Source organism: Yersinia sp. 2466 StPb PI (genome assembly GCF_041538325.1).
Taxonomy (GTDB): Bacteria; Pseudomonadota; Gammaproteobacteria; order Enterobacterales; family Enterobacteriaceae; genus Yersinia; species Yersinia enterocolitica_E.
Genome location: NZ_JAULSL010000001.1, coordinates 1,929,418 through 1,951,998, shown reverse-complemented (window position 1 = coordinate 1,951,998; position 22,581 = coordinate 1,929,418). Strand labels below are relative to the sequence as shown.

Genomic DNA, 22,581 nt, shown 5'->3' with positions numbered 1-22,581 from the left:
AGGGATTTTAGGGGGGATGATGAGGATGATTCTTACTGAGTGAAGTAGAGCCTGTCATTGTCGGAGCCCATGACGCTTAGCAATAATCGACAACTGAATAATAGACTTCGCATTGAACTTTTCATGCAATTTTCTTTTATATGCACTAATTGTCTTTCGACTAACATTGATGTTATTGGCTATATCATTAATCGTCAAACCCTGGCTAATTCCTTGCATAACAGCAATTTCATTAGGCGTTAGACTTTTTATTATAAGATATTCATTTCTTTGTTCATCATTATCATCATTTTTAAAACTAATAATGAGCTTTGGAAAATAACAATAACCCGACATAACCGCTTTAATGGCACTTTCCAAATTATCAATGCTATCGGTTTTAGAGACATAACCATAAACACCACAGTCCATACATTTTATAGCATAATCATTAAATACCATCGCAGTAAAAATTATTATTTTTGAATCAGGTGAAACTCTTAATATTTGTTCAATCAGGCCAAGACCTGAATATTCATTTGTAAGAATATCGAGAATAATCAAATCTGGTTTATGCGTATGGGCTAGCCTAACCGATTCTGTTCGACAATTACTTTCTAAAACCTCACCTCCTTTACACTCTACAATACGTTTTATAACACTTCTAATTATAGGATGTTCATCAACAACAAGCACTGTCATGTCAAGCATGATATCTCCTTAATAAAGTACCCTCAACCTTTATAGGGCGTAATCCATCAAATAGACACCTAAGAAAATTCATTATTATTCAGAAGCACCATAGTATTAATGCACAATAACACTCTCCATTTCAAATCGATAAAAATGGAACATTCTCACTGTATTTGAATATCTAACCTTACTTTACTTAGGTCGAATTAAAAGAGCAGGAAACCATTAATATCTCCTACAATTCTCACAGAAAGAACACTCATAAAAATCGCCGATTACCGTACGCTAAACTCGCCTGAAAACTCACAATTTAATTGCGGTAACGAGGTTTCTGCGGAGCTAGATGGCTGTTTAACATAAATACCAAAATAAAGTGCCGGTGTTGAGAACGTTGAAATAGTATCACCAAAACCAGACAAGGAGATTGTCTGAGTATGTGTATAACCTGAAGCTGTCCCGGCAAGTGTATTTTTATAAACTCCGCAAGCTACCTGAGTATTACTGCCGGTGGCGATCCCTTCGCTCGGTGTGACGACAAAGTCGACCATTTTGGTATTAGCCGTTGGACTCCAATTAACACAGTTCATAGATACATCAATAGGATTAATGGCTTGTGATAACCGCGTCCCATTACTATCATGCACATATATATGTGGCCCACTTAGGGTCGCTGAACGTTGTGACAAACTACTCGCCTCACATACAACATCAATATTAGCTGTTTTAAGGTTAAAGCTATATGTACCTAGTAGAACAGATGAAAATGTATAACATGAGGTACCCGCCGCATTGCAGGGTTTTCCCTCAGCCCCAGTTATCATTGCAAAATTCCCCGATGTACCGGATATCGAAACCAGTGCTGAGCGTGGTATCACTATGTGATAAGAAAGTATTACCCCGTGAGATTGTGCGATCACTAGTGCTTCGTCCATTGTTGAAGCAGCTAACAATTGTTGGTCATATGTACCATCCCCCCGTAAATCAAACGCGCCAGTGTATAAGTCAACCCCTTGACCTCCGGAGGTAACTGCTCTGACTTTATATGTTAGTAAACAACGTTCTAATGTAGTATGGCTAACATTTTGTGGCCGACAATAATTAACATACGCAAGACCTCCAGGCTGGAATACCACATCCATACTCATTTCTGACAAACTTGTTTGCAGGTTTTTTATGATAAATTCCGCATAAACAGTACCAGGAAACACCGTCATCAGCAGAATAAACACCAGTAGATTTAATAATCTCATCTTAATCTATTTCCATAATATCAGTCCACTAACGCAATATCGGAACAGTGATAACTAAAGGAAAGCGTTTTATACTAAATAACGTTTACAATAATTTATCGAAACCGAAATAATGATACTTAAGCTAAAGGGCTTCTATTTAATTAGATGCCCTTTAGCTTTCATCTTTTCCCTGCCGCCTACTAATACATACTTCTGTCTATTCCTGCACATGTCTCTCAATGCGTTAAGAACCTAACGCCGCCACCATAAAGTGTCATCAGCTACAGCACGGTTATCCCCCCGTGGTTAAGGTCAATCTGATCTCAAAAGGTACAGCAACAAATGTCATCACAACCATTGCGCTGCTGTTATTATCCAGTGCTGCGGTCACCGTGCTGTTACCAATTGTTGAACTTTTCAGTGTTATAACAAAAGTCCCATCGGCACCGCTGGTACCATTACTATTACTGCTGATAATTGCGCCATTATCCGCAACAACGGTTATATTCTGGCCTGGCAATGGATTATTGTTGGCATCTGTTACCGTCACTTTTATTGCAGCATCTGCCACCCCATCAGCAGGTTGATTGTCTACGCTCTTTTCCAAAATCACTTTCGCGCTATTAACATCGGCAATAAAGAGCACGTCTATCTTTTTGGTGTCATTACTGACCCCGATAAGGGTGGCAATCACCGCGATCTCCCCAGCTCGGATACTGGTTAATGCCGCCGGGATATACCCGTCACTGTCAGTCATCATCACCGATGACACCAGCGTGGCACCATTACCAACGGTAAAAATCACCACCTGATTGACCAGCGGGTTATCGTTCGCATCGGTGACCTGCGCCTTCACACTGTGGGTCTGGCTGCCGTCCGCCACGATGCCACTGTTTAGCGCGGTGGTTTCAGTCAGGGTGGCGATTTGTGCGGTACTGACATCAGCAATAAAGGTCACTTCCACCTCTTTACTGTTGCCCCCGCTCAGGCTGGCGGTCACGGTGATGGTCCCGGCCCGGATACTGGTCAATGCCGTCGGGATATACCCGTCACTGTCCGTCATCACCACCGACGGCACCAACGTGGCACCACTGCTGGCGACAAAGGTCACCGTCTGATTGACCAGCGGGTTACCGTTCGCATCGCTGACCTGCGCCCGCACACTGTGGGTCTGGCTGCCGTCCGCCACGATGCCACTGTTTGGCGCGGTGGTTTCGCTTAGAGTGACTATCTGTGCGGTACTGACATCAGCAATAAAGATGACTTGCACCGTCATATTGTTACCACTGCCCCCAGTCAGGGTTGCGGTAACATTAACAGCCCCAGCCCGGGTATTGGTCAGATCTGTCCTGATATACCCATCACTGTCAGTGACCGTCTCACTTATCAGGGTGGCGCCGTTATCAGCGGTAAAAATCACCGTCTGATTGGCCAGCGGGTTACCCTTAACATCGGTGACCAGCGCCTGCACGCTATGGATCTCGTTGCCATCCGCCACGATGTCACTGTTAAGCGCAGTGATTTTGGTCAGGGTGACTATCTGTGCGGTACTGACATCAGCAATAAAGATAACGTCCACCGTTTTGTCAGCGCTTCCACTGAGGCTGGCGGTCACGGTGATTGTCCCGGCCCGGATACTGGTCAGTGCTGTCGGGATATACCCGTCACTGTCGGTCACTGTCACCGCCTGATTCACCAGCGTGGCACCGTTATCGGCGGCAAAGGTTACCGTCTGATTGGCCAGCGGGTTACCGTTCGCATCGGTGACCTGCGCCCGCACGGTATGGATCTCGTTGCCGTCCGCCACAATGCCACTGTTTAGCGCGGTGGTTTCAGTCAGGGTGGAGATTTGTGCGGTAGTGACATCAGCAATAAAGATAACGTCCACCGTTTTGTCAGCGCTTCCACTGAGGCTGGCGGTCACGGTGATCGCCCCGGCCCGGATACTGGTCAATGCCGTCGGGATATACCCGTCACTGTCGGTCACCGTCACCGTCTGATTCACCAGCGTGGCACCATTACCGGCGGCAAAGGTCACCGTCTGATTCACCAGCGGGTTACCGTTCGCATCGGTGACCTGCGCCCGCACACTGTGGGTCTGGCTGCCGTCCGCCACAATGCCACTGTTTGGCGCGGTGGTTTCGCTCAGGGTGACTATCTGTGCGGTAGTGACATCAGCAATAAAGATCACTTGCACCTCTTTACTGTTGCCCCCGCTCAGGCTGGCGGTCACGGTGATGGTCCCGGCCCGGATACTGGTCAGGGCCGTCGGGATATACCCGTCACTGTCGGTCACCGTCACCGACGGTACCAGCGTGGCACCATTACTGGCGCTAAAAGTCACCGTGTGATTGGCCAGCGGGTTGCCGTTTGCATCGGTGACCTGCGCCCGCACACTGTGGGTCTGGCTGCCGTCCGCCACGATGCCACTGTTTGGCGCGGTGGTTTCGCTTAGAGTGACTATCTGTGCGGTAGTGACATCAGCAATAAAGATAACGTCCACCGTTTTGTCGTTACTTCCGCTCAGGCTGGCGGTCACGGTGATGGTCCCGGCCCGGATACTGGTCAGTGCTGCCGGGATATACCCGTCACTGTTGGTCACCGTCACCGTCTGATTCACCAGCGTGGCACCATTACCGGCGGCAAAGGTCACCGTCTGATTGGCCAGCGGGTTACCGTTCGCATCGCTGACCCGCGCCCGCACACTGTGGGTCTGGCTGCCGTCCGCCACAATGCCACTGTTTGGTGCGGTAGTTTCGCTCAGGGTGACTATCTGTGCGGTAGTGACATCAGCAATAAAGATCACTTCCACCTCTTTACTGTTGCCTCCGCTCAGGCTGGCAGTCACATTGACTGCCCCGGCCCGGATATTGGTCAGTGCCATCGGGATATACCCGTCACTGTCCGTCATCACCACCGACGGTACCAGCGTGGCACCATTACCGGCGCTAAAGGTCACCGCCTGATTAGCCAGCGGGTTACCGTTCGCATCGCTGACCTGGGCCCGTACAGTATGGGTCTGGCTGCCGTCCGCCACAATGCCGCTGTTTGGCGCGGTGGTTTCGCTCAGGGTGACTATCTGTGCGGTAGTGGCATCGGCAATAAAGATCACTTGCACCTCTTTACTGTTACCCCCGCTCAGGCTGGCAGTCACATTGACTGCCCCGGCCCGGATATTGGTCAGTGCCATCGGGATATACCCGTCACTGTCGGTCACCGTCACCGTCTGATTCACCAGCGTGGCACCGTTATCGGCGGCAAAGGTCACCGTCTGATTGGCCAGCGGGTTGCCGTTCGCATCGGTGACCTGCGCCCGCACACTGTGGGTCTGGCTGCCGTCCGCCACGATGCCACTGTTTGGCGCGGTGGTTTCAGTCAGGGTGGCGATTTGTGCGGTAGTGACATCAGCAATAAAGATCACTTCCACCTCTTTACTGTTGCCCCCGCTCAGGCTGGCGGTCACGGTGATGGCCCCAGCCCGGATACTGGTCAGTGCCGCCGGGATATACCCGTCACTGTCAGTGACTGTCACCGTCTGATTCACCAGTGTGGCACCGTTACCGGCGCTAAAGGTCACCGTCTGGTTGGCCAGCGGATTGCCCTGTGCATCCGTCACTCGCGCCCGTACGCTATGGGTCTGGCTGCCGTCCGCCACAATGCCACTGTTTGCCGCCGTGATTTCAGTCAGCGCCGCGATGCGTGCACTGCTGGTATCAGCAGTAAAGGTTACGTCTACTGTTTTGCTATTGCTTCCGCTGAGGCTGGCGGTCACGGTGATGGCCCCGGCCCGGATACTGGTCAGTGCCATCGGGATATACCCGTCACTGTCCGTCACCACCACCGACGGCACCAGCGTGGCGCCATTACTGGCGGTAAAAGTCACCGTCTGATTAGCCAGCGGGTTACCGTTAGCATCGCTGACCCGCGCCCGTACGGTATGGGTCTGGCTGCCGTCCGCCATAATGCCGCTGTTTGGCGCGGTGGTTTCGCTCAGAGTGACTATCTGTGCGGTAGTAGCATCGGCAATAAAGGTGACAGCCACCGTTTTGTCGTTACTTCCGCTGAGGCTGGCGGTCACAGTGATGGTCCCGGCCCGGATACTGGTCAGTGCCGCCGGGATATAACCATCACTGTCGGTCACCGTCACCGTCTGATTCACCAACGTGGCGCCATTACCGGCGCTAAAGGTCACCGTCTGATTCACCAGCGGATTGCCGTTTGCATCGGTGACATGCGCCCGCACACTGTGGGTCTGGCTGCCGTCCGCCACAATGCCATTGTTTGACGCCGTGATTTCAGTCAAGGTGGCGATTTGTGCGGTAGTGACATCAGCAATAAAGGTGACAGCCACCGTTTTGTCGTTACTTCCGCTGAGGCTGGCAGTCACGGTGACCGCTCCGGCTCGGATACTGGTCAGTGCCATTGGGATATACCCATCACTGTCGGTCACCGTCACCGCCTGACTCACCAGCGTGGCGCCATTACTGGCGGTAAAAGTCACCGTCTGATTAGCCAGCGGGTTACCGTTAGCATCGCTGACCCGCGCCCGTACGGTATGGGTCTGGCTGCCATCCGCCACAATGCCGCTGTTTGGCGCGGTGGTTTCGCTCAAGGTCACGATCTGTGCGGTAGTGACATCAGCAATAAAGATCACTTGCACCTCTTTACTGTTGCCCCCGCTGAGACTGGCGGTCACGGTGATGGCTCTGGCCCGGATACTGGTCAGCGCCATCGGGATATACCCATCACTGTCGGTCACCGTCACCGTCTGACTCACCAGCGTGGCACCGTTATCGGCGCTAAAGGTTACCGTCTGATTAGCCAGCGGGTTGCCGTTCGCATCGGTAACCTGCGCCCGCACACTGTGGACCTGGCTGCCGTCCGCCACAATGCCATTGTTTGACGCCGTGATTTCAGTCAGGGTGGCGATTTGTGCGGTAGTGACATCAGCAATAAAGATAACGTCCACCGTTTTGTCGTTACTTCCGCTCAGGCGGGCAGTCACGGTGATGGCTCCAGCCCGGATACTGGTCAGTGCCATTGGGATATACCCGTCACTGTCGGTGACTGTCACCGTCTGACTCACCAGCGTGGCACCGTTACCGGCGCTAAAGGTTACCGTCTGATTAATCAGTGGGTTACCCTGCGCATCGGTCACCCGTGCCTGCACGCGGTGGGTCTGGCTGCCATCCGCCACAATGCCATTATTTGCCGCCGTGATTTCAGTCAGCGTCGTGATACGCGCACTACTGGTATCGGCAATAAAGGCCACCGCCACCGTTTTGCTATTGCTTCCACTGAGGCTGGCGGTAACGGTGATCGCCCCGGCCCGGATACTGGTCAGTGCCATTGGGATATACCCGTCACTGTCGGTCACCGTCACCGTCTGATTCACCAGGGTAGCGCCGCTACTGGCGGCAAAGGTCACCGTCTGATTGGCCAGCGGGTTACCCTGCGCATCGGTGACCTGCGCTCGCACGCTATGGGTCTGGCTGCCGTCCGCCACAATGCCACTGTTCGCTGCCGTGATTTCAGTCAGCGTCGCGATGTGTGCACTGCTGGTATCGGCAATAAAGGCCACCGCCACCGTTTTGCTGTTGCCACTACCCCCAATCAGGGTAGCGGTCACAGGAATTGCCCCGGCCCGGAGACTGGTCAGTGCCATCGAGAGATAACCATCACTGTCGGTCACTGTCACCGTTTGACTCACCAGCGTGGCACCATTACCGGCGCTAAAGGTCACTGTCTGATTGACCAGCGGGTTACCCTGCGCATCCGTCACCCGCGCCTGCACGCTATGGGTCTGGCTACCGTTCGCCACAATGCCACTGTTTGACGCCGTGATTTCGGTCAGCGTCTCAAGCCGCGCACTGCTAACATCAGCAATAAAGGCCACAGCCACCGTTTTGCTGTTGCCACTGCCCCCAATCAGAGTGGCAGTAACGGTGACAGTCCCGGCCAGCGTACTGGTCAGTGCCATCGAGAGATAACCATCACTGTCGGTCACCGTCATCGCCTGATTCACCAGCGTGGCACCATTACTGGCGGTAAAGGTCACGGTCTGATTAAGCAGCGGGTTACCCTGCGCATCCGTCACCCGCGCCCGCACACGGTGGGTCTGGCCGCCATCCGCCACAATGCCGCTGTTCGGTGCGGTGACTTCAGTCAGCGTTTCAAGCCGCGCACTGCTGGTATCAGCAATAAAGGCCACATCCACTGTTTTACTGTTACCGCTGCCCCCACTGAGGGTAGCGGTCACGGTGATCACCCCAGCCCGGAGACTGGTCAGTGCCATTGGGATATACCCGTCACTGTCGGTGACTGTCACCACCGACGGCACCAGTGTAGCGCCGCTGCTGGCAGCAAAGGTTACCGTCTGATTGACCAGCGGGTTACCCTGCGCATCCGTCACCCGTGCCTGTACCCTGTGGGTCTGGCTGCCGTTCGCCACAATGCCACTGTTTAGTGCGGTGACTTCCGTTAGCGTCTGGATTTGCGCAGTACTCACATCGGCAATAAAGGTCACGTCCACCGTTTGAGCACTACCATTAATAGTTGCCGTCACAGTAACAACACCGGCTTTGATACTGGTAAGCATTACCGTGACCGAACCATCTGGGCCCGTCGTGCCCTGAGTGGCGATCGTGGCACCGCTTCCGTTGGCAACACTGAAACTAACCACTTGATTTGATACTGGTGCATTGTGTCCATCAGTAACAATGGCTTTCACACTGTTAGTTTTCGTACCATTCGCAACAGCGCCGTCAGTAACGACTTTCAAGTTACCACTGGCAATATTGGCGGGGGTAACAAATGTCACATTGACACTTTGGCTACTGCCATTGACGCTAGCGGTTACAGTAACAACAGTACTGATGGTATTGGTGAGTGTCATGATCACACTACCATCAGCATCAGTAATGCCACTGCTGGCAATAACAGCATTATTATTGGCGTAGAAACTGACCGCCTGATCGGATACTGGATTGCCGTTAGCATCCTTGATAATGGCCTTCACACTGTTAGTCGCAACGCCGTTGGCAATCGCCTTGTCACGAACGACAGTCAGGTCACCATTAATAATGCTTACCGTGCTACTGTCTGCCGTGAACCTGACCGGTTTTGTATCATGGTTGCCGTTCATCAAGGAGGCAGAAACTGTCCCACTCCCTGAACGAATACTGGTTGTGACAATACCACTGACCTTTCCGTTACTGTCGGTTGCCGCAGTTTGCGGAGTGATTGTTCCTAGGGTAGAACTGAGCGTAACGGCCATACCCGTTATCGGTTGGTTAGCATTATTCGCGGTATTAATCACTGTGGCTTCAAAAGCCACCGTAGATAAACCATCGGCCAGCGTTGTGTGATTACCAATATGTTTAAGGGTAATATTATGTAGAGAGCGCTCAACCAGCAGGGTTGTGGTAGCCGTATTGGATTTATTACCCCGGACATCATATGCCGTGGCGCTAACTTGATAATTATTCAGGCTAACGGATGGTTGATAGGCTGGGAGAGTGATTAACACTGTTCCCACACTTGACATCGTTATACTGCCACCGGCTGCAAGCAATGCAGGGGCATGCCATACGATATTTTTCACCCCGTATTTCGAGGCCACTTTTGCCGTTAGTGAGATATCCTCCATAGCATATGCGGTAATCTGCTCAGGCAAACTCAGATGAATTAAGTCCTGCTTTTGATATTGCATAACAATATCGTAATTACGGTCAATAATATCGTAACGGCTACCCGCCACACTGCGCATTAAACCAACTGTCTGTTTGCTAATTTGATCAATCCACGGTACGCCAAAACGGTAATTTAAATTGATCCCTAGCTGAAAATCATTATCGACATTGCGCCCTTTCTTATGGGAAGCATCGAAAGTTACCAATGGAATAGGCGTATAATTAACCCCAACGGTAATGGCAGAGGGTGAATGACCTAAATCATCAGGGCTGGTATTTCCACTGCCTAATGCAACGCCTTTACCAAAATACTTTTCATAGACTAGCCGTCCACCCAATTGGGGATGAGAGGGTAAATAGGCCTCTGCCCGCACATCAAACCCGTTAGCCGGGCGTTCGTTATAATCCTCCATATCGGACAATACCGACTGATGCCAGTCGGTTATTCGGAAATAACCATTTGTAGAGAATTTGAGATAATCTGTCCAAGCCTCACCCCCGACCCCCAAACGGCTATTTTTACCGGTCATGTCATAGTCATAAAAGGTATTAACACCGAAGGTCCAGTCATCGGTAAATCCACGTACGCCAATGCCGCTATTGTTTGTGGCGCGTTGTCCATTATGACGGACCCCTAGCTGAGCAAATAACAATGCACTTTCTGATTCTGCTAGTGGCAGCAATACATCGGCATTACCGGTACCTGATGAGTTCAATTGCACTCTGGCATTACCGTATTGCCCCAACCAATCTGAAGCCATTTGTGAGGCCAGACCTGAGGAGACGCCTTTTATTGCATTTTCGCCTGCTTTGCCAGGCTCACTACTGCTCATCACACTGCCAAAATTGGAAAACGCACTCGCCACGTTATTTTCCGTGATCTCATATTTATTATTAGTACGGATGTCGCCAACTTCATGTTTATCTGAGCCTAAATCTGGTAACCCATTTTGCTGTGATGCAATCAAGGGCTCTGCGGGCTCATTTAAAGGTGAAGATGGCGAAAAAATAGGAGGATTTACTGTCTCTTGCGGTGGAGTCTTAGATCGACTTGAATCAATAGTCACTGCTGCCGAAGTGTGTTCATTCAAGATATCTGATGCTCTCATATTTATCATTGCATCATCTAAGCTATCGGCATGCGCGGACAGTGAAATAATAGGTGTGATGGTCGCGGTAAGAAGTAAGCATATTTGAACCACTAAAGTGATAAATGCCACTCCCCGCATAAACACGCAGTTAGAATTAAATTGATTCATGTGAGTAAAAATTCCATTTTGAGAGCAAGCAACTAGCACTCGAATACGCTATATGCACGACATAAATGATGATGAAGATATGAGATAATCACCCCAGTAATTTTAAATTAACGTCACCTCCACTTAATTAACTTAAAATTAACAAGCACACTTTAAAATAACGTCAATAATATAAACTCTATTCTTTGTATAACCCTCAATTAAAAATGAGTGATTTAGCATGCCAAACCACCCTACAATAGACATCTTAATTAGCTTTAATGAACAATGAACATCAAAATAAAATCAACACCACCCTGTTAATTATTAAGAATAATTAAACATTACTATTTTAATCACAATTATAACTTAGCGATTACATTTACTTTTCTTTGAACCTCGTTAAAAGTAGTATGCCTAACTCTGGCACACACCATTTTTAGCTTAGAATTCAACTCCAGAGAAATAAGTTGTTTTGGGTCATCATCAAGAATATTTCTATTCTGATCCAGGAAAGCATACATGTGATTAATCTGCTCAAACTGTCCTCTAAAAACGCCAAACTCATCAGTGTTCAATTTTTTCAGAACTGAAAAATCGTTTACACACTGATTGCTTGTATTGTTCTTAATAATGGTAGCCGTTTGCTTTTCTGATTCGGTTTTTTCTTTTGTCGCGCATCCTCCTAAAAATGTACTGGCCATCAATATCACTATTGCTACTGATTTCATAAAATTCCCTTATAAAAAATCACTGATTATCTGTTCACTAATTATTATTTTATGCCACTGCATTTCAACCCTGAGTATCAATAAATTAAATTGATGACGACTTTATACTGCTGATATGTATCATCGACAAATTATAAAATAGATCTAAAGGATTGATTTTTTTCATCAAAACGAATCAATTCACCCTAAACATATTTAAAGTCCCATCAATAATATAGAAAATGGGACATTTAATCGGACATTTTCCTAAAACAAATAATGAAACACATACCCAACCCTGATTGGAAAAATAAAGAATAAACATAACTAATTGAAATTAAATAGTAAAAATTAATAAACCGAAATAAATCAAGAATTCTGTAACTTTAAACTATAATAATCAATTTAACAGGATTAAGTGCTATTTTCGGTATCTTTAATTCAGTTTACGGATATTTAACTCCAAGTAGCTTTAATTGAACTCATTTAATTTCGATACATATGAATAAATTTCATTTTATAGCCACTAAAAATATAAAGTCATCACAAATGTTAAAAATAATGTCACCAATTGTTCTCTTGAGTTTGAAATGTCTTTATAAATTATAGGCGCTTATTTTATTTTTCTGTCTGAGGTCGTGAAGGGGCATATAAACACAACGCCGTTGTCTTCAGGTACTGCTGAAATTCTGCTTAATCTTTCTTACACCAAGTTTAAATTGTCACCATGTTCATAAAGCTAGTGTTCGTAAGACATAGAGTGGAAAAACACCTTATGCCGTGTTAAAACTAAACGGCATCTTTAAGATAAAATGTCAGCCTGAATTACGAGTGTGACATAAAGTTAGAAACAGCTGCGGATAACAGTCCCAGCACGGTAAACGTGCTCAATTTAAAAAAGGATATGTATATGGAATTGTGTGTGGCGAGTGTTACTGATATTGAACAAGTCATGGCATTACTAAAAAAATACCATGTAGCAACGATTAATGAAGATGATAAAAAAGAGGGTTTTGTTACCACACAGATGACACAACAACAGATGTTATCACTGGTGACGGAGGAACAAGGATTATTTATCGCCAAGAAAGAGGGGAATGTGGTGGCTTTTGTTATGGCTGCATCCTGGCAATTCTGGTCTCCCTGGCCATTGTTCGAACATATGATAAATAAATTAGATGAGAATACCTTTGCTGGACAAACATTGTCCGTCGAAAACTCCTATCAGTATGGCCCTATTTGTATAGACCAATCCATGCGCGGTAGCGGTGTACTTCAGCAGCTTTTTGCTTTCTCTTTGGAAAAAATGTCTACACGCTTTCCTATTCTGATAACCTTTATTAATGAAATAAATCATCGCTCATACGTTGCGCATTCACGTAAGTTGGGATTACAGGTATTGAGTAAGTTTGAATTTAATAATAATCACTATTACTGGATGGCCTGCTCAACCCGGGCACCAAATACCGCAACACCATAAGCAAAAGCTTGCTACAGACCTAGCTCGTGTTCTGCAATATCTCCATTTTCTTGCCAGGAAAATAACGAAATTGGCTATTGGTACATTGAAATTGTTGACTCACCCCGTCAGTGGGGCAGAAATAAGAATACGATTAGCCCCGACAAACAGAACAGAGCTATATCGCAGTCGTCCCCTAGCCTAACTCAATGATAAGGGGCTTCCAGATGTAAATTTTGGGTAGAAAGCAGGGCCTGTTCTATGCGTTCCCATGCCAGCGAAAAGGGTAATCGTGCTGCAATATGCGGAGCAATAACGACGCCCTTAGCAATCTTTTTCACCTGTTCATCATTATGCTTGAGTCCCAAATCTTCTAACGTCAACGGGCAGCCAAAACGGGGTAATAACGACAATAACTCATCACGGTCAGCCTCTTGCTCGTGCTCGATAAATGACTGTACCACCAGCCCGAAGCCGACTTTCTCACCGTGTAGCCAATGGTGAAGCTCTGGCAGATGGGTCATGCTGTTATGGATCGCGTGAGCAATTCCGATTCGTGGAATATCATCAGCCATGCTATTGGCTAAGCCTGCCAGTGCGATAACTGCATCGATCACTTTACGCAGTGCAACACTGACTTCCTGGCGTTGATTAGCTGCGATAGCCTGCTGTCCATAGGTATTAAAGGTATCCAGTGCCTGTTTCGCGACCTGTGACTTTAGTATCAGTGCCAATCCATCATCACCCTTTCGCAGATAAGGAAGAAACTCATACCATTTAGCTAATGCATCGACGATACCTGCATTCAGGTAGCGTGGCGCTGTTCTGGCAATCGTCTGGCTATCGACCAATACCCAGACCGGTAACCGCGTTAAGGATAAAGGGCCGATATGTGCCCCAGCCTCATCATAAATAACGCTAATCGGTGACCATGCTGCACAGGTCGCCGCTATTGTCGGTAGTGTGATGACCGGCAATTGCCCCAATGTCTCCCCTACCGCTTTCGCACTGTCTAATACTCGACCACCGCCTACCCCCAGAATAAGTTCTGAGCCTAGTTGCTGTGCTTGTACAACCAATGCATCAATAGCTGTACGGGTACAATCTCCTGGCAAATAGCTGATATGAAAAGAGATATGATGTCGTTGCAGGCTCGTTATCACACTTACTCCCACCGACTGCCAGGCGCGTGGGCTGGTCACGATAAGCACCTTCTGAGCCAGTGGTGCAATAAACTGCCCCACTTTCTCAGTCACGCCATCTTGATTCAGGTAATTTTGTGGGGTTTTAATTGCCAGCATGGTTAACTCCTGTAAATAGTATTAGCGCTGCATACCCCAGCGCTTGACGGTCAGTTTCTCTATAGTGGCGAAGATAAGCACTTCGACCAGTAAACCAATGACGATTACGGTCGCCAGACCGGCAAATACCCTATCGGTATACAGTTCATTGCGATTTTGGAAGATATACCAGCCAAGCCCGCCTTGACCGCTAGACGCACCAAAAACCAGCTCTGCGGCAATGAGCGTGCGCCATGCAAAGGCCCAGCCGATTTTAAGTCCTGACAAAATAGAAGGCAGTGCTGCCGGGATAAGAATATGAGCCACATAGCGCCCACCGCGTAGCCCATAGTTACGACCGGCCATCCGTAATGTGTCCGAAACACCGAGAAAACCGGCATAGGTATTCAACGCCATCGGCCACATCACCGAATGGATTAACACAAAAACCAGACTCTTTTCTCCCAGCCCAAACCACAGCAACGCCAGAGGCAGTAGTGCAATAGCAGGCAACGGATTAAACATCGACGTTAGAATATTAAGCAGATCCCGACCAAAACGGGTCGACACCGCTAAAGCACTTAGCCCTAATGCAAACACGCTACCTATGGCATACCCTTTAAGAAGGGTGCTGAGCGAGATAGCAACCTTAGCGGGCAACTCGCCGCTGGCCATATCCTGGGTAAATGCCCGTAGTGTTTGCATAAATCCCGGGAACATTAGGTCATTATTCTGCAAATGTGCAGCCAGTTCCCACAGCGCCAGTAATACCAGTAATACCGTCAACTGGCGTAGCCACTGCTGGTTCCAACAGCGGGTAATAATGGGCAATGGCTGGGTCAACACCACTTCTGGTAGTGGGGCCAGTTCACGCTGATATTCGCAGCGGATCGGGGGTTGAGTGCTCATATGGTTTACCTTGCAGTGGGATCGACGGAGCAACTTGTGCTTGCTCAGTGGGGAACAACAGATGATGGATACGCTGTGCGGCGAATTGAAACTCATCGCTACCGTAGTCAGCTAGAGAAAACTGATGGCTATTCACCTCGGCACAAACCCGCCCAGGATGTGGTGACAGCAGTAATATCCGGCTGCCAACCACCAGCGCTTCCTCAATAGAATGAGTCACAAATAGCAACGTAAAACGTATTTCCTCCCACAGCACCAGTAACTCCTCTTGCATTTTACGGCGCGTCAGTGCATCAAGCGCGGCAAAAGGCTCATCCATCAGTAATACCTTGGGCTGCATCGCTAATGCGCGAGCAATGGCTACCCGCTGCTTCATACCGCCCGATAGCATATGCGGATAAGCATCGGCAAATCCGGCAAGCCCCACTTTATCCAGGTAGTGTAATGCCCGCTCTCGTGCTTGCTTATGGGTAGCCTGACGACTGGCAACCAGCGGGAACAGCGTATTTTCCAGCACCGTTTTCCACGGGGGCAATTGATCAAACTCCTGAAATACCATCATGCGGTCCGGCCCCGGCTCCACAATGACCTCACCGTCAAGGCGTATCTCTCCGTCAACCGGCGGCAGAAAACCGCCAATCGATTTAAGCAGGCTGGATTTACCACAACCCGATGGCCCCAGCAGAACAAAACGATCGGCAGGATAGACATCAAAACTGACGTCATGTGTTGCACGAACTCGTTTCTGGCGGGTTCGATACTCCAAACCCACACCCGCAGCCTGTAATAACGGCTGTGGTGATATTTCATTAATGATGCGGCTCATGCCCCCTCCGGCGTAATTGGGAAAAAGACCGTCTGTTTAGCGTTTTCCAAAGAAACCAACAACTCAGCTACCGGCCCCGTTATGAGCTTCGGCGAAGAAATAGTCCTGCCACGAGTCGGCTTTATTCTTGAGGATACCTAATTGCTGCAACTGGTCAGCGTACACATAGGTGCGCTGTGGTGTGATAGTGAAATCAATTTCTGGGTCTTCAACGATTTTCTTCACCAATTCAGGTGATAAACGCGACTTTTCTACCCGAATATAAGTTTCAGCCGCTGCGGCTTTGTTGGCTTTAACTATCTGAGAAGCTTCAGCCAGCGCATCATAGAAAGCCCGATAGGTTTTAGGATTTTCATCATGAAATTTTTGCGTGGTGTATAGCACATTAAATGTTGCCGGCCCTCCCAGAACGTCATAGGAGCTAAGAATCTTATGTACGTTGCCGTGCTCTAGCGCCTGATATTGGAACGGCGGGCTGGAAAAATGAGCAGAAATTTCAGAGCCACCGGCAATCAACGCGGCATTGGCATCAGGATGGGGCAAGCTTACCGTGATGGTATCAAAGCGTTTATAATCGCTATTGCCATACAGTTTGGCGGTTTCAATTTGTAGGGTACGGGACTGGAAACCCACACCGGCAGCCGGTACCGCGATACGGTCTTTTTCACTAAGATCTGCTATCTTTTTTACTGCTGGATTGTTGCTCAGCAGGTAATTCGGCATCGAACCCAGTGACGATATCGCCTTCACATTCTGACGCCCACGGGTACGATCCCACACGGTAAGCATCGGGGGTACACCCGCTGCCGCAACATCAAGAGCACCAGAAAGCAGTGCCTCATTCATTCCTGTTGCTCCCGAGATAGTGCGCCAGTCAACGTTAATATCCAGCCCTTGCTGTTTACCATGCTTTTCTATCAGTTGTTGATCACGCACCACATCAAGAATCAGATAACCAATACCAAACTGCTGTGCAATACTAATAGACCCTTCTGCATGTGCACCAAAGGTACTTAGAGCAAGACAAGTGAACGCAAATATACCTGTAACTTTTTTTATCCGTTTTTCTGTTAGTGACTTATTCATTTCCCTGCCTCTTATATGTCCGAATTAAAACTTTAATCATCCTAGGGGGTAAATGACGCCATTTATAAATTATTTTTTGGAATAAGGTAGATGCGATATTTAATAAAAAGCACAGAGCGATGATAAAAATTAATATCACATTAACATTTAAAGTTTGTAGCTTATTTTAAGCTAACGATAGCTATATATTATATATGTATCGAACATTGAAAGCGTTATAGTTCCCGATATTCCATTATTATTTTCGGAGCTAGAAATGCCCGTTTTCAGTCATCATTTTCTTCGGCAATATCTGCATGATCGATTGGTCGATATTTCAGTAGACTCAGGCATCGCCGCTAACGTGGCTGATAATTTGGTGGAGTCCAGTCTCAAAGGCCATGACTCCCACGGTGTTAGTATGTTGCCCCGCTATATCGCAGCAATTCATGAGGGAGGATTAAATCCTGCAGCAAAGGTTAAAATCACCACAGATTTTGGAGCGTTGATTTCATTTGACGGGCAGCATGGCTTCGGCCAGGTCATTGGAAAACAAGTGATTGAACTGGGTATTGAACGCGCCCGACAGCACGGAGTCACGGTTTTGAGTCTGGCAAATGCACACCACTTAGGCCGCATCGGTGCCTGGGCTGAACAAGCTGCTGCGGCGGGGTTAGTCTCATTGCATTTTGCGAATGTAAACAATCGTGCCAATGTCATCCCCTGGCAAGGGCAATCAGCCCGACTAGGAACCAATCCCTTCTGCGCAGGCGTTCCCTTATTATCCGGCGAGCCAATCATTCTGGACTTTGCCACTAGCGTTATTGCGGGTAATAAAGCACGTATTGCATGGAATGAGGGGCGCCAATTAGAGCCTGGTTGCGCGGTAGACCACCAAGGCATGCCCACGGTCGACCCACGTTATTTGATGGAAGAACCCTTTGGGGCACTGCGGGCATTCGGCGAACATAAAGGTTCGGGGCTGGCACTCATCTGTTCTTTGCTGGGAGCAGCATTAACCGGGGGCAACACCGAACGAAATACGCAGCCGGTGTATTGATCCAGAAAGAATGAAAAAGAAATAAGGGATTTGGCGGAATTTTTCGGGATTTGGCGGATATGGCTCAAGGCCTTGTGGGTACTGGGTTTGTTCGAAGCAGCTTCTAGCAAATCATAGTTTAAAGCCAAAATAATAAAATGAGAAAACTTTGGTTCGTTATAAAAAAATCCATTTATTGTGAGAAATAACGTAAAGCTATAAACACTCTTTAAACCGCGTTTAAAAGCACGCCAATCGAAATTCAAACCTTAGAATGTTTTACACATCCATAAATAAAATAATCTAACCCAAGGTATTTATAATCTTTGGGCTAGATTATATTTTGTTACTTTTCAGTGTATTATCTAACAATGAGCCAAGTTTTTTCGTTTCAATGAGGTGCAATATCTCTCTCTGGTCTTTGTCTGACAGAGATATCACGAGACTCGCAATCGCCATAGCCCTCTGATTTAACTCTTCTGGAATCAATGAGTTAGTTCCATTTTTTATTATATGCTGAATGATTTTCTCTTGTTCATCTTCTGTCAGTCTCCCCAAAATATTTGAGAGATCTTTTTGCGTCCTAGACCAATCTGATTCATCGATAGATTTAACGCCCTGGATAGCATCAACTACCAATGCTTGAGGGTTAATGCCCGTAGCTAGCCATTCAAATGAACAACCTGCTACTTTTGCTATATGAGCGATACGGTCTAAGGCTGGGTATGTCTTGCCACTAACATAGTCTCTGATTGCTTTGTCTGACATTTCACATTTTTTCGCAAATGACTTGTATGACTCCCCATTGATCACCTGCGTAAGCCTCTCACCAAAGCGTGTTATTCCACGCTCACTAAAAGTATGCTCTGTACTTTTATCATTATCAGCGTGCTTTTCAGTGTTACTTCCCGCCATATCTAGCACCATCCAATTTAAACTGAAAAATATCATCGCGTATAAAAACACGCTTAAAACTTTACAGGCGTGTTTTTATACCCTAGTATTGTATGCATACCGATAACGCGCGTGTGTTATCGGCCTGCATACAAACCAGTGAGGATCGCATGATGGGTGAACAAGCGCAAGGTAGCCTTGATTGGCATCGCGCAAAAATACGCGCTGAGTTAGAAATTCGGGGTACAAATCTACGCAAGCTGTCACGTGAAGCCGGATTAAACCAAGATACCTTACGGAATGTGTTAGACCGTAAGTGTCCGAAATATGAGCAGATGGTTGCTGATGTTCTCAAGGTTTCGCCAGCGGTGATCTGGCCAAGCCGTTATCCACAACAGATTACGGATTGAACCAATGGATATTTGGCTAACAGCACAAGAATGCGTCGGTCTGCCGAATATGCCGACGGCACCCTTCAATATCAGTAATCGTTTGAAAAAGAATGCCACTGAGAGCCAGATGCGCAAGCGTCAGGGTTCAAAAGCGATTGAGTACCATATTAATTGCTTATCGCCGGTTGCCAGGTCAATGGTATTGAAAGCCCGTGGTGCGGTTGAAATTAATAACAAACCTTTTTTCTTACCGAAATCTGAGCCGGTTAATAACTATTGTCGTGAGCTTTTGTGGCGTGATTGGGATATAGCAACAGAAAAGCAACGCAATGCTGCGCAAAAGAAAACCGAGGCTGTTCAGGCGGTGGCGACATTGACTGACACCGGCATTGATGTTGTTACTGCTTTTGATGCTGTGGCTGAAACACATGGTGCTTCTGTAGCTTCAATTCGTCGCTGGTACTACACAGCACGTAAATTCGCCCGTGAAGACTGGATGGCGGCTTTGATTGGCCAGTACGGAAAAAGCATTGAAGCACGGAAAAAGAAAGAAGCTGATTGTGATCTGGAAGCCTGGGATTTCTTTTTAGCAGATTTTCTGCGTCCCGAGCGCCCAGCTTTCCGTACCGCATTTGCTCGATTGGAGGAAGTTGCGCTTTCTCATGGCTGGATGATTCCAAGCATGTCTTCTATGCGCCGCAAGATGGAGCGCGAAATCCCCGTTGAACAGCGAGTTCTTTTACGCGAAGGGCAACATGCTGTCATGCGTCTTTACCCAGCTCAAGAGCGTACTGTCGCTGATCTAACCGCCATGGAATGGGTAAATGGCGATGGATATCAACATAACGTATTTGTTCGTTGGCATAACGGCGAAATACTGCGGCCGAAAACATGGATTTGGCAAGATATACGCACCCGTAAAATATTAGCTTGGCGTACAGATGTAAGTGAGAACTCTGATTCAATTCGGCTTTCACTTTCCGACTTGATAGAAAACTACGGTATACCGCAACAACTGACCATTGATAACACCCGCGCAGCGGCAAACAAGTGGCTTACGGGTGGTGTTCCTAACCGTTATCGATTCAAGGTTAAAGAAGATGACCCTATGGGGATTATCCCATTGCTAGGTATCAAACTGCATTGGACTAGCGTCCTATTTGGCCGTGGTCATGGTCAGGCTAAGCCAGTAGAACGTGCGTTCTCGCATGGTGGCTTGGGTGAAACGGTAGATAAACATCCTTTATTATCAGGCGCTCATACCGGCGATAACCCAATGGATAAGCCCGATAATTACGGTGAACGGGCCGTTGATGCCGATATATTCCTCAAGGCATTAGCTGAGGGGATAGCTTTTTGGAATCGTCGCCCTAATCGCCAAACCGAGATTTGCCGTGGTGTTATGTCGTTTGATCAGGCGTTTGAAGAAAGCTATCAGCAGAGCCTAATTCGCAAGGCTACCGCTGAACAGCGCCGCTTATTGTTGTTGCCAGCAGAAGCGGTTCGAATCAGTGAATCTGGCACATTTGTCATGGAAGCCGGTGGGAAAATTAATCAGCGTCGTAACCGTTATTACAGTGAACGTCTGATTGGCATGAAACCGAATAAAGTCATTATCCGTTTTGATCCACAAAACCTGCATAACAGCGTTCTGTGCTACACGCTGGATGGCAGATTTATTGGCGAAGCTCAATGTATTGAAAATGTAGGCTTTGGTGATACTCAAGCGGCGCGTGAACATAAACGAAATCGCACTCAATTTATTAAACGAACTAAAGAAGCGGCAGCAGCACAAAAAAGAATGTCTACGCTGGAAGCCGCAGAACTTATGCCTGATACCGTTCCACCCGCTCCGCCAGAGTCAAGGGTGGTAGAAATCTTACGCCCTAATGGCAATACCATGAGGCGGCAATTAGTGGAGGAAGATATTGACGCAGATGAATCAGAAGAAGCTTTTGGTAATGCAATAACACAGCTTTATAGCGCATTTCAAAATAAACAGATTTAACGGAGATATATAATGAGTAACGTAATTGATTTAGAACAACAGCAAGAAAAAATTGCCGATATTCGGGAAACTATTCGCACTATTGTTGACAGCTCTGACGTCACTTATGCTGCGGTTTCGCGTGAAGTTGGTATTTCAACCGGCTCTATCTCACAGTTTATGAAAGGTGAATATAAGGGTGACAATCATAATATCGCGACTAAATTAAGCGTCTGGCTTGATAACCGTAAACGCCGTACCACTGAAATGCCAGCAGCCCCTGATTTCATTGAAACCCGCACAGTAAAACAAATTTGGAATGCGCTGCAATATTCACAAATAGCACAATGCATCACGGTTATTTATGGCAATTCTGGTGTAGGGAAAACGCGCTCTTTGCAGCAGTTCGTTGCCGATCGTCCTAACGTCTGGCTGATTACGGTTTCACCATCCCGCGCCAGCCTCAGTGAGTGTCTATATGAGCTGGCACTAGAAATTGGTATTGGTGATGCCCCTCGTCGTTCCGGTCAATTAGGTCGCGCTATTCGTCGCAAATTACGTGGAACAAATGGTTTAATTATTATCGATGAAGCTGACCATCTGGAATATCCGGTATTAGAAGAACTGCGTATTTTGCAGGAAGAAACCGCTGTTGGTCTGACATTGGTTGGTAACCATCAGGTATATAGCAAGTTAACGGGCGGTAATAGCCGCAATATGGACTTTGCTCGTTTATTTAGCCGTATAGCTAAAAAGGTTTCTATCCTAAAAACTAAAAAGGCTGATGTTGATGCCATCGCCGATGCTTGGGGCTTATTTGATAAGGCTGAGCGTGAACTGATCCAAATGCTGTCAGAGAAACCAGGGGCATTACGGACTATTTCACACACCTTGCGGTTAGCGTCTATGTTTGCCACCGGTAGCAATGAAAGGCTTGGCGAAAAACATATTCGTGATGCGGTAAAAGATTTAGAGGGCATTTCAATATGATTAATCCAACCAAACTGGTTAATGCGCTCGGCTGGCTGCAACGGCGAAATGTTGAAATTAAACATGTGAATGTGAGCCGTTCCCGCCCCATCGTGGAAGTAAAAGCACCTGATGCCGACCTTAAACGTAAAGCGCACAACTATCACGCAGTCTCAGCCACAACAATTCAAGGTTGCATTATTTATTGGAGATAGAAA

Annotated in this window: 14 protein-coding genes and 1 pseudogene; 6 read left to right on the top strand and 9 right to left on the bottom strand. The window is 47.5% G+C overall.

Features of this window, described 5'->3' with window-relative positions; genetic code table 11:
- Positions 1–54: 54 nt before the first annotated feature.
- From Q2T72_RS08820 to Q2T72_RS08805, 4 genes are all read right to left on the bottom strand, one after another.
- Entirely contained in the window at positions 55–690 is a 636-nt protein-coding gene (locus Q2T72_RS08820) for a response regulator (protein ID WP_372568992.1), read from the bottom strand.
- 257 nt (positions 691–947) lie between these two features.
- Positions 948–1,922 carry a heme utilization protein gene (locus Q2T72_RS08815; protein ID WP_372568991.1) on the bottom strand — a complete coding sequence of 325 codons (975 nt, stop codon included), beginning with the start codon at positions 1,920–1,922 and terminating at the stop codon, positions 948–950.
- A gap of 274 nt (positions 1,923–2,196) precedes the next feature.
- Positions 2,197–10,461 (bottom strand): Ig-like domain-containing protein, encoded by an 8,265-nt coding sequence (locus tag Q2T72_RS08810; RefSeq protein WP_372568990.1) that lies wholly within the window; start codon positions 10,459–10,461, stop codon positions 2,197–2,199.
- A 734-nt stretch (positions 10,462–11,195) separates the two neighbouring features.
- On the bottom strand, positions 11,196–11,564 hold the full coding sequence (locus Q2T72_RS08805; protein ID WP_372568989.1) for a hypothetical protein: 369 nt from the start codon (positions 11,562–11,564) through the stop codon (positions 11,196–11,198).
- Positions 11,565–12,465: 901 nt separating this feature from the next.
- On the opposite strand from Q2T72_RS08805, the gene Q2T72_RS08800 reads away from it, so the two are divergent.
- Positions 12,466–13,023 (top strand): GNAT family acetyltransferase, encoded by a 558-nt coding sequence (locus tag Q2T72_RS08800; protein WP_372568988.1) that lies wholly within the window; start codon positions 12,466–12,468, stop codon positions 13,021–13,023.
- A gap of 185 nt (positions 13,024–13,208) precedes the next feature.
- Here Q2T72_RS08800 and Q2T72_RS08795 read toward each other — a convergent pair whose 3' ends face one another.
- The 4 genes from Q2T72_RS08795 to Q2T72_RS08780 all read right to left on the bottom strand — a co-directional run bounded on the left by Q2T72_RS08795 (position 13,209) and on the right by Q2T72_RS08780 (position 17,103).
- Positions 13,209–14,303, bottom strand: coding sequence for an iron-containing alcohol dehydrogenase family protein (locus tag Q2T72_RS08795; protein ID WP_372568987.1), 1,095 nt, complete (start codon positions 14,301–14,303; stop codon positions 13,209–13,211).
- 21 nt (positions 14,304–14,324) lie between these two features.
- Positions 14,325–15,191 (bottom strand): ABC transporter permease, encoded by an 867-nt coding sequence (locus Q2T72_RS08790; protein WP_372568986.1) that lies wholly within the window; start codon positions 15,189–15,191, stop codon positions 14,325–14,327.
- The gene (locus Q2T72_RS08785) at positions 15,151–16,017 is read right to left on the bottom strand and encodes an ABC transporter ATP-binding protein (RefSeq protein WP_372568985.1); all 867 of its coding nucleotides are present in this window, start codon (positions 16,015–16,017) and stop codon (positions 15,151–15,153) included. The genes Q2T72_RS08790 and Q2T72_RS08785 overlap by 41 nt, the downstream gene beginning before the upstream one ends.
- A gap of 63 nt (positions 16,018–16,080) precedes the next feature.
- Entirely contained in the window at positions 16,081–17,103 is a 1,023-nt protein-coding gene (locus tag Q2T72_RS08780) for an ABC transporter substrate-binding protein (protein ID WP_372568984.1), read from the bottom strand.
- Positions 17,104–17,359: 256 nt separating this feature from the next.
- Here Q2T72_RS08780 and Q2T72_RS08775 point away from each other — a divergent pair.
- A pseudogene (locus Q2T72_RS08775) lies at positions 17,360–18,130 on the top strand (Ldh family oxidoreductase); the annotation flags it as partial.
- Positions 18,131–18,457: 327 nt separating this feature from the next.
- Here the strand turns inward: Q2T72_RS08775 and Q2T72_RS08770 are convergent.
- A complete protein-coding gene (locus Q2T72_RS08770) occupies positions 18,458–19,036 on the bottom strand; it encodes a helix-turn-helix domain-containing protein (protein WP_372568983.1) in 579 nt (192 codons plus the stop codon).
- Between the two features lie 149 nt (positions 19,037–19,185).
- Here Q2T72_RS08770 and Q2T72_RS08765 point away from each other — a divergent pair, with 149 nt between their 5' ends.
- From Q2T72_RS08765 to Q2T72_RS08750, 4 genes are read left to right on the top strand one after another with little or no spacing between them, the layout of a single operon-like run.
- A complete protein-coding gene (locus Q2T72_RS08765) occupies positions 19,186–19,425 on the top strand; it encodes a helix-turn-helix domain-containing protein (protein WP_229697831.1) in 240 nt (79 codons plus the stop codon).
- Between the two features lie 4 nt (positions 19,426–19,429).
- On the top strand, positions 19,430–21,415 hold the full coding sequence (locus Q2T72_RS08760; RefSeq protein WP_050158019.1) for a transposase domain-containing protein: 1,986 nt from the start codon (positions 19,430–19,432) through the stop codon (positions 21,413–21,415).
- Positions 21,416–21,427: 12 nt separating this feature from the next.
- Positions 21,428–22,384 carry an AAA family ATPase gene (locus Q2T72_RS08755; protein ID WP_050158021.1) on the top strand — a complete coding sequence of 319 codons (957 nt, stop codon included), beginning with the start codon at positions 21,428–21,430 and terminating at the stop codon, positions 22,382–22,384.
- Positions 22,381–22,578, top strand: coding sequence for a hypothetical protein (locus Q2T72_RS08750; RefSeq protein ID WP_050158023.1), 198 nt, complete (start codon positions 22,381–22,383; stop codon positions 22,576–22,578). The genes Q2T72_RS08755 and Q2T72_RS08750 overlap by 4 nt, the downstream gene beginning before the upstream one ends.
- The last annotated feature ends 3 nt before the right edge of the window (positions 22,579–22,581 follow it).

Coding starts and splice junctions, on each gene's coding strand:
- Q2T72_RS08820 (WP_372568992.1), bottom strand. CDS start 690: ATGCTTGACATGACAGTGCTTGTTGTTGATGAACATCCTATAATTAGA.
- Q2T72_RS08815 (WP_372568991.1), bottom strand. CDS start 1,922: ATGAGATTATTAAATCTACTGGTGTTTATTCTGCTGATGACGGTGTTT.
- Q2T72_RS08785 (WP_372568985.1), bottom strand. CDS start 16,017: ATGAGCCGCATCATTAATGAAATATCACCACAGCCGTTATTACAGGCT.
- Q2T72_RS08790 (WP_372568986.1), bottom strand. CDS start 15,191: ATGAGCACTCAACCCCCGATCCGCTGCGAATATCAGCGTGAACTGGCC.
- Q2T72_RS08780 (WP_372568984.1), bottom strand. CDS start 17,103: ATGAATAAGTCACTAACAGAAAAACGGATAAAAAAAGTTACAGGTATA.
- Q2T72_RS08770 (WP_372568983.1), bottom strand. CDS start 19,036: ATGGCGGGAAGTAACACTGAAAAGCACGCTGATAATGATAAAAGTACA.
- Q2T72_RS08750 (WP_050158023.1), top strand. CDS start 22,381: ATGATTAATCCAACCAAACTGGTTAATGCGCTCGGCTGGCTGCAACGG.
- Q2T72_RS08765 (WP_229697831.1), top strand. CDS start 19,186: ATGATGGGTGAACAAGCGCAAGGTAGCCTTGATTGGCATCGCGCAAAA.
- Q2T72_RS08805 (WP_372568989.1), bottom strand. CDS start 11,564: ATGAAATCAGTAGCAATAGTGATATTGATGGCCAGTACATTTTTAGGA.
- Q2T72_RS08755 (WP_050158021.1), top strand. CDS start 21,428: ATGAGTAACGTAATTGATTTAGAACAACAGCAAGAAAAAATTGCCGAT.
- Q2T72_RS08795 (WP_372568987.1), bottom strand. CDS start 14,303: ATGCTGGCAATTAAAACCCCACAAAATTACCTGAATCAAGATGGCGTG.
- Q2T72_RS08760 (WP_050158019.1), top strand. CDS start 19,430: ATGGATATTTGGCTAACAGCACAAGAATGCGTCGGTCTGCCGAATATG.